This is a genomic window from uncultured Sphingomonas sp. (assembly GCF_946477935.1).
GTDB lineage: Bacteria > Pseudomonadota > Alphaproteobacteria > Sphingomonadales > Sphingomonadaceae > Sphingomonas.
In genome coordinates this window covers 1-10,153 of sequence record NZ_CAMLAC010000127.1, presented here as the reverse complement: position 1 = coordinate 10,153, position 10,153 = coordinate 1, and the positions used below count along the sequence as shown (strand labels likewise).

The following is a 10,153-nucleotide window of genomic DNA, read 5'->3' as shown; positions in this document are numbered from 1 at the left end:
CGCCGCAACAGTGTCGCGCTACGCGGCACCCCGCCGGCAACCACCACCGTCCCCGCCGAAATCTCCTCCTCCACGCCGTCGCATTCCACCCGCACGCCCCGCGCCCGCCGCCCGGCCGGATCGGTCAGCACTTTCAGGCAGTGCGTGCCGTCAGCGACCTTCAGCCGTCCGGTCGCCAGCGCCGGGCGGATCGCGGCGGTTTCCGCATCCATCTTCGCATCAAAGCCGCATTGGTGCGCATCGCAGGCAGGGCACATCCGGCACGCGCCGGCCCCGTCCCGCCGGTCCAGTGCCCTTGGGATGGGTGCGGGGTGCAGCCCCGTCGCCACCAGTTGTTCCACCAGTCCACCGATCCGTGGATGCGCCGCGATCGCGGCATAGGGATAGGCGCGTGCATGCGGCGGCTCGGTCGGATCGGACTGGGCCGCGCCGTGCACGCGGTACAGCCGCTCGGCCTGATCGTAATAGGGCTCCAGATCATCATACAGGACCGGCCAGGCTGGCGAGACGCCCGCCTCATGCGCCACCGCCTCGAAATCGGCTTCGCGCAGCCGGTACAGTGCCGCGCCGTAGAATTTGGTCTGGCCCCCCACACAGGCAATCGGCTGCGTCCGGTCGGGGTGAACGTGGCGGATGTAGCGGCTGCGCGACCCGCCATCCAGCCAGCGTCCCTCCTCGATCAACAGGACACTCAGGCCCTCGTGCGTCAACCGATGTGCGATCGTCCCCCCACCAGCCCCGCTGCCGACGACGATGACGTCATACGCCTTTGCCTGGGCCATACCCCCCCGCCATCAGCAGATCCCCGCCTTGCCAGCCTACCCCATCTTGGCAACCTGCCGAGGCACGCAGCCGAGGTGTTCCCGGAAATTGCGGGTAACCGCGGGATCTAGCGCAACAGCAAAACGTTGGCGGCACCTGGGGCGATGGACAGGCATAATGCCACCCAGCATATCGCCCAAGCGGCGCAGCAAGCTGTTCGCTACGGAACCAACCAGCATGATCCCGCCGATGCGTGGCGTCGGATATGGTCTAAAGCCCGGCAGATGAGCCGTCTCTCCTTTCGCATGCTGCTGCTCGCAGCATTCATGACCGTCCTGACGCTGGCGATCGGTATCGGTGCATCGTTCGTCATCACGTATCTCGACATCTACGATCTGACGGCGGAAATGCCGCTGGCGGGCTGGAGCGAATTGCGCGCGATGCTGCCGGACGATCCCGTGATTCGCGCGCGCTTCCAGGAGCTGTTCGTGCGCTACAGCCACACCGACATCCGCCCGCAAGACTGGTTCTTCATCGCGATCACGGCCGCCATCTCCACCCTGCTTGGTGGAGCCGTCGCCTTCGTGTTCGCGCGTCGGCTCAGCCGCCCGATCACCGCAGTGGCCGATGCTGCGGTGAAGGTCGCGGCCGGCGAGCAGAATGTGCGGATCGCCCCGATGGTCCTGGCTGGCGAGGTGGCCGAACTGGTCGGCAGCTTCAATGCAATGGCCGCCTCGCTGGATGCCTATGGGCGGGAGCGCAGCATCCTGACGGCCGGCATCGCGCACGAGATGCGCACCCCGCTGACCGTGTTGCGCGGCCGTCTTCACGGACTGATCGACGGCGTGATCGCGATGAGCGACGCCGAAGCGTCCACGCTGCTGCGCCATGTGGACCGGCTCTCGCGCATTGTGGAAGAACTGCGCACGCTCGCCCATGCGGAGGTGAATGCGCTCACCCTGGACCGCCGCATGGTCGATCTGACGGAGACCGCGCATCTCGCCGCGGCCGATCTCGGGCCGCTGACGGCAGAGGGGGACGTCACCATCGCGGTAGCGGGGGCTGCACCGCCGCTGTTTTGCGACCCCTTGCGCATCAGCCAGGCGCTGACGAACCTGATCTACAACGCCGTGAAACACGCTCCTCCGGCCTCGCAGGTGCTGGTTTCCCTTGAACAGTCCGGTGCGCACGTCTCGATAGCGGTGATGGACGCCGGTCCCGGCTTCGCCGCCGAGGATCATGACCGGCTCTTCGCGCCCTTCTGGCGCGCGAACTCGCCGGCGAACGCCGCCAAGCCAGGCAGCGGACTGGGGCTGAGCCTCGCGTTGAAGATCGCGCAGGCGCATGGCGGCACGATCACAGCCACCAACCGGAAGGGGACCAACGGCGCCATCTTCACCCTGTGGCTGCCGCTGCATCAGGCGGAATAGACGCTTTGCCGACCTGCCCCCCGCCGAAGCTCCTTCATAATGGCCTAACAGCCGCCATTCCTTATGGCGCCGTGCCACCAGTATCGGATAGTCTGTTGCTCAAGTTCTGCCCCTCGCGTCCATCGGCGCTTTGAGGGCGTCGTGGCAACGCGCCAATACCGACCGCTTGCGCGGCACGCTCCCGGTAGATTTGCCGGTCGGTGAGGTGACGCTCCAGATTGAAGCGGTTGTGGATATTGGCGTGGACCGAGGCGAACTTGTGTAGCGTCTTCATCTGCCGGAACGGCAGGTGGCTGTTCTCCACCCGGTTGTTCGCCCAGCGGCCGACCTCCTGCCGGTCGTGGCAGCCCAGTTCATCCAGGGCAGCGCCGTAGCTGCGCAGGCCATCAGTGGTGATCGCATCAGGCGAGCCGTGGCGCTTGAGCGCCTTCTTCATGAAGGCAAGCGCCGCTGCCTTGTCACGGGTCCTGGTGACGTAGCTCTCCAGCACCTCACCCTTCGTGGTCTACTGCCCGCCACAGGTAGACCATCTCGCCGTTCAGCTTCACGTACATGTCATCCAGGTGCCAGCGTCAGTGGCGGTAACACCGCATGCCGCTCCGTCTCACCATCACCTCTGCCGCCTTGAAAAGCGCCTCGTTTTCAGAGCTATCCTTCAAACATGTCGGTCAAAGCCGCTGTACGGCTCGGGGCGAACGGACGGCCGGTTCGATCACTGTCATGAAAACCGCTCGTTTGGCCGCGTGCCTTCCCTCGTTCAGAGGCGCGGCCCTTCCGCACGATGCGTGTGGAAGGTGCCGTCATAAGGCGCAGTACAACAAGGGGTTTAGATGACGAGACCGACGAAGCGCCAAGTCTTGGCGGTCGCACTTGCAGCCGTTTCGGCAATCGCCATGGCGCATCCCGCCGGGGCACAGATGGTGGCGCCCGCTGACACCCAGGCGGAAACGCGCATGACGACAGCCGCGGCGCCTGTCAGCGCCAACAAGCCCCTGCTTGCCCAGGCCGGCGTCACCGGCACCGTCGATGCCGAAGGCGATGCCGGCAGTGCTTCTGCACCGCAGATGACCCGCGACAACGGGGCGCCGATCGGCGAGAACCGCAACTCGAAGGCCGTCGGTGACCTCGGCCCCGTGCTGCTGGAAGACACCACCCTGATCGAGAAGCTGGCACGCTTCGACCGTGAGCGCGTCCCGGAACGCGTCGTGCACGCGCGCGGCACCGGTGCACATGGCGTGTTCACCGCGACCGCAGACATTGCAAATCTCACCAGCGCTTCGCTGTTCGTGCCGGGCAAGCAGACACCCGTCTTTGTCCGCTTCTCGACGGTGATCCATCCCTCGGGCAGCCCGGAGGGGATGCGCGATCCGCGCGGCTTCGCGACCAAGTTCTACACCGATCAGGGCAATTGGGACCTGGTCGGCAACAACCTGCCCATCTTCTTCATTCGCGATGCGATCCAGTTCCCGGACATGATCCACTCGCTGAAACCGTCGCCAGTCACGAACAAGCAGGATCCGAACCGCTTCTTCGACTTCTTCTCGGCTACGCCGGAGGCGACGAACATGCTGACGCATGTCTATTCCAACCTCGGCACGCCCGCCTCGTACCGCACGATGGACGGCAACGGCGTCCACGCCTTCAAGCTGGTCAATGCCAAGGGTGAGACAATCTTCGCCAAGTTCCGCTGGATCAGCCGCCAAGGCGTGCGCAACCTGAACGGGCCGCAGGTGGCGACCGCCTCGTGGAACTACCTGACCGACGACCTGTATGGTGAGATCGCCAAGGGAAATTACCCTGTCTGGGACCTGATGGTGCAAACCATGAAGGCGTCGGATTTCGCTAAACTCGACTACAACCCGTTCGACGACACCAAGGAGTGGCTGGACGTACCATTCCGCAAGATCGGCGAGATGACGCTGAACAAGGTGCCGACGAACTTCTTCGAATATACCGAGCAGTCCGCCTTTGCGCCTGCCAACATGGTACCGGGGATCGAGGCATCGCCCGATCGCATGCTCCAGGGGCGACTATTCTCCTATTCGGATACGCAACGCTACCGCATCGGCGCCAATGTCATGCAGTTGCCGGTGAACCGGCCGCTCGCTCCCGTCGTCAACAACTATCAGGATGGCCAACTGGACCAGGCCACCCGTAGTTCGGACGTCAACTATTTCCCGGCCGCAACCGCTGCGAAGACGACAGATGCGCGTTTCAGGGCCGCACCCTATGTGGTGGACGCCATGGTGGACGCCAAGCCTATCGCCAAGACGAACAACTTCGCGCAGGCCGGCCTCTTCTACCGGGCGCTGAAGGATCAGGACAAAGCGGACCTGATCGCGAATTTGGCGGGCGACCTGAACGTCGTGACCTCTGCCCGGACCAAGACGATCATGGTCAGCTATTTTTATCAGGCGGACAAGGATTTCGGCTCGCGCCTCGCAAACGCGGTTCAGGTGCCCATCAACGACGTGACGCGCGCAGTTGCCGAATATCGCGCGGCCAACCCTGGGCAGAACGCCCGCTGATCAGAAGGCGTGGGCGGGACCGTAGGCCGCCCACGCCTGCCAACCATCAGGAACGACGATGATCACCTTTCTAGCCGCGCTGTATGCCGCGGCGCTCAACCAGGCCGTGGCTGCCGAGCGAGTGCCAGCCGCGCTCCCGTCTCCCGAACGCCGCCAGCACCTGCTGTTCGAGGCCGCCAAGCTGGGCCGCGCCGACATGATCGACCCGCTGGTAAAGGCGGGGGCGGACATCAACGCCTATGACGATCGTGGTTTCACGCCGCTGATCCTGGCGGCCTATAACGGCCAGCTCCCCACCGTCGATGCACTGATCGCGCGGGGCGCGGACGCATGCCGCCCCGACCGCGACCAGGGCAACACGGCGCAGATGGGCGTCGCCTTCAAAGGCGAGGATGCGATCGCCGCGCGCCTTCTGAAAGCCGGGTGCGATGTCAACGCCCGTAACAGGGCCGGGCAAACCGCGCTGATGATGGCATCGCTATTCAACCGCACCCGCCAGGTCGACATGCTGCTGGCAGCCGGCGCGGATCGGAGGATACGGGATGCAGCAGGGCGTACCGCGGGCTCAGTTGCAGCCGATCAGGGGAATGCTCCTATGGCACGTCATATTGCTCCATAAGCGGCAACGGACACCCCATTCCGCGTAACAGGATGGAGTTGGAGGTTCGAACGTTCTTCCATCCACGCCACCCATCACGAGTCGGATGAAGGCGACGGAGTGTCGGGAATTGCAACCGCCCGCCTGATCGCGCAGGGGTAGGTGGCAACAAAGGGATGCGTAGGGCAAAATGAGGATAAAGCGTCGTGTTCTGGAGCAGTTGCCGCTGCTTCAGGAGCGCCAAGCGCTGGCCTATGGGACAGCGCTGCTGCTGTCTGCTCTGGCGTGGTGGATCCGTTGGGAATTGGATTACGCGTTTCCCCCAGGCTTTCCCTACCTGACATTCTTCCCGGCCGTCATTATTACGTCCTTCCTGTTTGGACGGGGGCCTGGAACGCTTTCGGCTGTTATCTGTGGATTTCTGGCCTGGTACTTCTTCATACCACCGATCTATTCGTTCGACTTCACAGGACGCACGCTCGTGGCGCTCAGCTTCTACGCTGGTGTCGTTGCTGTAGATATCGGTCTCATCCACGCCATGCAGCGCGCAAATCAGCGATCTTCACGCCTGGCGGTGGAGCAACGCTGCCTGGCGGAGCGGACAGAGCTGCTCTTCAGTGAGCTACAGCACCGAGTGTCTAACAACATCCAGATGGTCGGTGCCATGTTGTCATTGCAGCAACGTCAGGTCATCGATCCGTCGGCACAGCTGGCTCTCGCTGATGCCTCGACCAAGCTTCAGCTTATCGGTCGCATTCAGCGGCAGCTATACTCGACGGCGGGTGAGCAGGTGCCTCTCGATGTGTTCCTACGCGACCTGATGGCGGACCTTTCTGCCGCAGACAGCAGACCGGGCATTGTCCACCAGATCCATGCAGAGCCCGGGATCCTTCTTGCTCCCGACGCAGCGATCCCCCTTGCCCTCATCATGGCGGAAGGCATTGCCAACGCAATGGAACACGGCTTCGCCAACCAGGAAGTTGGCGTCATTGTCGTCAGCCTTGCTCGTCAGGGTGAGGCGATCGAGCTTTGTGTCCTTGACGATGGTGCTGGGTTACCGCCGAATTTCGACTTAAGCCAGTCGGAAAGCCTCGGCCTGAAGGTCCTGCGTAGCCTCGCAAGACAAATGGGGGCACAGATCAGCATTAGTAAGCGCTTTCCAGCTGGAACCGCGCTCCGCCTTATTTTGCCTGACAACATACAAAAGGTCAGCCCGGAATTGACGCAGCGTGATTAAATTGTAAATTCAGTATTTATCGTATTTTCTAATTACATGTGCGCTCTCATGCAATGAAAAGCACGGCGATCTGAGCCATGTTCACAAGCAGACGCCCGCAGGTATAATGTCACGCACTAGTTCTGCCGCTATTTTACTTATGGAGACTTGATCCACGAGTACGGCATTGTCCGCATCAATTTTCTAAAGTTCGGTACGCACAGCTCCCCGCAATTGCTGAGAGCGCGTTTAAAACTGCAACTTGCTCGTGACCAATGACCTACCAAAACCCATATACTGACCTTGGCAGACTATGAACGCCGTCGCACCGCATCCGCGAAAACCGCAACATATGTGCCTGGAATGCCACATTATGCACAATATGGCGGCGTGCGACATTCCCATTCTTAATATCATATTGCTAAATCGGCATAAGTTCTTGCAACCTTCGATGACAGGCGCGGCACAATGCGCCGGCAACATCGGGGGAAAAGATGAAACGATCTTCCTTGTCGGCTCACGCCGGGCGTCTAGCGCTGGCCGCCTCCATCCTCTTCCTGCCCGCAATCGCCGAAGCGCAGGCCGCGCCGGAGCAGTCTCCGCAGGAAGCTGCGGCGCAGAGCGGGGAAGACATTATTGTCACCGGTTCGCGCATCCGGCGCGATCCACTGGATAACCCCTCCCCAGTCGTTACCGTAGACGAGGCCGCGATCGCCAAGACCGGCCTGTCTTCAATCGCGGACGTGCTGCAGCGCATTCCAGCCTCGTCTGGCGGCTTGAACTCCAAGTTCAACAACTCCGGCAATTTCGGCAATCCACCTGATGGCGGAGGCGTGGGTGCCGGTTCAGCCGCAATCGATCTGCGCTATTTGGGTTCGAAGCGTACGCTCGTTCTCGTTGATGGCCTGCGTTATGTAAATGGAGCCAGCGCCAGCGGTATACCTGGCACTGTCGACCTCAACTCCATTCCCGATGTCATGATCCAGCGCGTCGAAGTGCTGCAATCCGCCGCCTCAGCACTCTACGGATCGGATGCGATCGGCGGGGTCGTCAATATCATCACCCGTTCAAACCAGCGCGGATTTCGAGCTTCCGCGCAATACGGTCAATATCTTGGCGAAGGTGATGGCGAGACGCAGAATTACCAGTTGAGCTGGGGAGGTGGCAGCGACCGCGCACACATCGACGCCGGTGCTTTCTACACCAAGCAGAACCCGGTTCGCGCCAGCGACCGCTCGATTTCACAATTTCCCAACCCAGGTCAGACGAGCTGTAGCGATCCGATCGGCGGATGCTCGGGTGCCGCCGTCAACGGACGCATCCTCTTCAATCCAGGCAATCCCTCCTTGCCCGCCGGCGGGGTGATCACGGTGCGCAATGCGCCACTCAACGGACGCGGTATCTATGATCCTACGCTGGTTGGGGGCGACTTCCGTGCCTTTACCAATGCGGACCGCTTCAACTTCGCACCATTCAACTATTTTCTGACACCGAACGAGCGCTATGGCGGATTCGTCAACGCGCGCGCCGAGTTTTCCGACGCGTTCAATCTGCGGCTGAAGGCCAACTGGGCACACCGCAATTCGCAGAACCAGGCGGCCTTCCTGCCGCTCAACATCGGCCCGGATGCAGGCAACGGGAACCTGCTCGACACGATCTCGGTCGATGCGACCAACCCGTTCAATCCGTTTGGCATCACCCTCAATTCCGGGACGAATGGCCAGCCCGCAACCTATTCGCTAATTGGTCGCCGCCTGGTCGAGGCAGGCCAGCGCACGTACAGCCAAACCGTCGACACGATGAGCGTGACCGGCACCATCGATGGCAAGTTCCAGCTCTTCGGCCGCACCTGGTATTATGACGCCAATGCGGTGCTCGGCTTCAATGACGCACGCCAGCTTTTCACCGGCAACATCAACGCCGCGAGGCTTGCACAGGCGCTGGGACCGGTCGCACAATGCACGAGCGGCTGCGTGCCCTTCAACATTTTCGGCGGCCAAGGGTCGATAACCCCGGAAATGCTCGCCTTCATCGCATTTGATGAACGTTCGCGCAGTCAGCAGAAGCTGCGCGATTATACGTTGAACGTGTCGGGCGAACTGTTTGACCTGCCCGGCGGGCCAGTCGGGATCGCCGCCGGTTATGAACACCGCTACCAGCAGGGCAGCTTCACGCCGGATCCGATCATTCAGGCAGGACTCGGCGCGGACATCCCCGCACAGGCTGCGCGCGGCGCGTTCAACGTCGACGAGGTGTATGGTGAAATTCGCCTACCGCTGATCCGCGACGTTTCCTTTTTGCAACTCGTGGAACTGAACGGTGCGGTACGCCATGCCAACTTTTCCACCTATGGCGGCAACACCACTTTGACCGGCGGGGCCCTTTGGAAGCCCACGAGCGACCTGTTGCTGCGTGGGCAATATGCCGAAAGCTACCGCGCCGCGTCGATCGGCGAGTTGTTCGGTGCGCAATCCCGGTTCGACCAGACGCTGGATGATCCCTGCACCAGCGCGGCAGGCGGTTTGTTCCAAAGCAACGCCACGGTGCGAACAAACTGTATTGCGAACGGCGTGCCAGCCAATGGCAGCTATGTCGAGCCGCAGGGCGGGCAGATCAGCGTGCAAACCGGCGGCAATCGCGACCTTGCGCCTGAAACCGCACGAACCTGGCTTTTCGGTGGCGTCTACAGTCCCGCCTGGGCTCGCAGCGGCTTTGCCAGCGCGCTGAGCCTTGAGGTGAACTACTACGACATCAAGGTGAACGGCGCGATTGCCTCGATCCCCGCAGAGGTGCTCCTCGACCGCTGCGCGCAGACAGGCGACGCGCTATCATGCGCGGCGGTGCAGCGCACACCCAACGGCTTCATCTCCGCAATCAACGGCATTCTTCTGAACACGGGCGGAATCCGTACTCGCGGCGTCGACGCAACCCTCACCTTGCGCACGCGCCAGACCAGCGCCGGCACTTTCGGTCTTTCGGTCAGCGGCAATTATCTGCTGAAGTATGAGGAAACCGTACCAGCGACCAGCGGATCGACCACGACGAACTACACAGGCACGGAGCGAGGGAGCCCGGATCAAGCCTATCCACACTTCAAAGGCCAGGCGACGCTCGATTGGGACATCGGTGCGGTTGCAGCCGCATTTACCGGCCGATACATCGACAATGTCGTGGAAAACCAAGGCGGCAATCGTCTGTCCAGCCGCTTCTACGGCGATGTACAGTTGACGTTCCGGCCCTCCTGGCTGGGTGAACGGCTAGGCTTCACGCTGGGCGTCAACAACGTATTCGACACCGATCCGCCAGCCTGCTTCTCGTGCAGCCTCAACAACTATGATCCCACTACCTACGACGTGCCCGGCCGCTTCGGCTATGCGCGTCTGAGCTATGGGTTCTAACGGTCATCATCCGCCGGTTCTGAGTTGAACCGGCGGACTCAGGTCAGCCTGGTGACGTGCATCGCGGCCTTGTCGGCCGCCTCGCAAACATCGCAGTACCGCATCGTTGCCAAGCTGGCCGTCACTGTTGTTCAGATCATTCCAAGTCGATCAGAACGGCGGGTTCTGACGTGATGGGTTGGACGGCCCCTGCGCCAGCGTAGCTGTGCAATGATGTGGTC

Annotated in this window: 8 protein-coding genes; 5 read left to right on the top strand and 3 right to left on the bottom strand. The window is 62.0% G+C overall.

Annotated elements, in window-relative coordinates; translation table 11 throughout:
• The coding region (locus Q0U08_RS13165; RefSeq protein ID WP_298091848.1) for a GMC family oxidoreductase N-terminal domain-containing protein at positions 1-782 on the bottom strand (782 nt) is incomplete at its 3' end.
• A gap of 264 nt (positions 783-1,046) precedes the next feature.
• On the opposite strand from Q0U08_RS13165, the gene Q0U08_RS13160 reads away from it, so the two are divergent.
• Positions 1,047-2,192 carry a cell wall metabolism sensor histidine kinase WalK gene (locus Q0U08_RS13160; protein WP_298091847.1) on the top strand — a complete coding sequence of 382 codons (1,146 nt, stop codon included), beginning with the start codon at positions 1,047-1,049 and terminating at the stop codon, positions 2,190-2,192.
• Positions 2,193-2,253: 61 nt separating this feature from the next.
• On the opposite strand, the gene Q0U08_RS13155 is transcribed toward Q0U08_RS13160, so the two are convergent.
• Entirely contained in the window at positions 2,254-2,682 is a 429-nt protein-coding gene (locus Q0U08_RS13155) for a DDE-type integrase/transposase/recombinase (RefSeq protein ID WP_298091846.1), read from the bottom strand.
• Position 2,683: 1 nt separating this feature from the next.
• Positions 2,684-2,746: a hypothetical protein gene (locus Q0U08_RS13150; protein ID WP_298091850.1), complete on the bottom strand. Its 63-nt coding sequence runs from the start codon at positions 2,744-2,746 to the stop codon at positions 2,684-2,686.
• A 276-nt stretch (positions 2,747-3,022) separates the two neighbouring features.
• Here Q0U08_RS13150 and Q0U08_RS13145 point away from each other — a divergent pair, with 276 nt between their 5' ends.
• The 4 genes from Q0U08_RS13145 (at position 3,023) to Q0U08_RS13130 (ending at position 9,932) form a co-directional block, all read left to right on the top strand.
• Positions 3,023-4,720, top strand: coding sequence for a catalase (locus Q0U08_RS13145; protein WP_298091845.1), 1,698 nt, complete (start codon positions 3,023-3,025; stop codon positions 4,718-4,720).
• A 61-nt stretch (positions 4,721-4,781) separates the two neighbouring features.
• Positions 4,782-5,339: an ankyrin repeat domain-containing protein gene (locus Q0U08_RS13140; protein ID WP_298091849.1), complete on the top strand. Its 558-nt coding sequence runs from the start codon at positions 4,782-4,784 to the stop codon at positions 5,337-5,339.
• A gap of 169 nt (positions 5,340-5,508) precedes the next feature.
• On the top strand, positions 5,509-6,555 hold the full coding sequence (locus tag Q0U08_RS13135) for a sensor histidine kinase (RefSeq protein WP_298091844.1): 1,047 nt from the start codon (positions 5,509-5,511) through the stop codon (positions 6,553-6,555).
• Between the two features lie 473 nt (positions 6,556-7,028).
• Complete coding sequence (locus tag Q0U08_RS13130; RefSeq protein WP_298091843.1) at positions 7,029-9,932, top strand: TonB-dependent receptor; 2,904 nt, start codon at positions 7,029-7,031, stop codon at positions 9,930-9,932.
• The last annotated feature ends 221 nt before the right edge of the window (positions 9,933-10,153 follow it).